1 protein-coding gene is annotated in these 1277 nt (G+C 43.9%); it reads right to left on the minus strand.

Annotated elements, in window-relative coordinates; translation table 11 throughout:
- The coding region (locus Q0893_RS19465; RefSeq protein ID WP_299278948.1) for a hypothetical protein at positions 1-1277 on the minus strand (1277 nt) is incomplete at both ends.

Here is a 1277-nt window from a genome sequence, read left to right on the forward strand (position 1 = left end):
GCTGGTTCTGCTGGTTGACTACCAGTTACATCCCAAGAACACGTTGTATTGTTAAAGGTTGCTGTTTCATAACATTCCGTTGCAGGTTCTGCAGGCTGACTACCAGTAACATCCCATGAACAAGTCGTGTTATTAAATGTTGCAGTTTCATAACATTCTGTTGCAGGTTCCGCTGGTTGACTACCAGTGACATCCCATGAACAAGTCGTGTTATTAAACGTTGCAGTCTCATAACATTCCGTTGCAGGTTCTGCTGGTTGTGATCCAGTTACATCCCACGAGCAAGTCGTGTTATTAAATGTTGCAGTCTCATAACATTCCGTTGCAGGTTCTGCTGGTTGCGTACCAGTTACATCCCATGAACACGTTGTATTATTAAAGGTTGCAGTCTCATAACATTCCGTTGCAGGTTCTGCTGGTTGTGATCCAGTGACATCCCATGAACAGGTCGTGTTATTAAATGTTGCAGTCTCATAACATTCCGTTGCAGGTTCTGCTGGTTGCGTACCAGTTACATCCCATGAACAAGTCGTGTTATTAAAGGTTGCCGTTTCATAACATTCAGTTGCTGGTTCTGCTGGTTGACTACCAGTTACATCCCAAGAACACGTTGTATTGTTAAAGGTTGCTGTTTCATAACATTCAGTTGCAGGTTCTGCAGGCTGACTACCAGTGACATCCCATGAACAAGTCGTGTTATTAAAGGTTGCAGTTTCATAACATTCCGTTGCAGGTTCTGCTGGTTGCGTACCAGTCACATCCCATGAGCACGTTGTATTGTTAAAGGTTGCCGTTTCATAACATTCCGTTGCAGGTTCTGCAGGCTGACTACCAGTGACATCCCATGAACAGGTCGTGTTATTAAATGTTGCAGTCTCATAACATTCTGTTGCTGGTTCTGCTGGTTGCGTACCAGTTACATCCCATGAACAAGTCGTGTTATTAAAGGTTGCCGTTTCATAACATTCAGTTGCTGGTTCTGCTGGTTGACTACCAGTTACATCCCAAGAACACGTTGTATTGTTAAAGGTTGCTGTTTCATAACATTCAGTTGCAGGTTCTGCAGGCTGACTACCAGTGACATCCCATGAGCACGTTGTATTGTTAAAGGTTGCAGTTTCATAACATTCCGTTGCAGGTTCTGCTGGTTGACTACCAGTTACATCCCACGAACACGTCGCATTATTAAAGGTTGCCGTCTCATAACATTCAGTTGCAGGTTCTGCTGGTTGCGTACCAGTTACATCCCATGAACAAGTCGTGTTATTAAAGGTTGC

This window comes from uncultured Psychroserpens sp. (assembly GCF_947494225.1).
Classification (GTDB): domain Bacteria; phylum Bacteroidota; class Bacteroidia; order Flavobacteriales; family Flavobacteriaceae; genus Psychroserpens.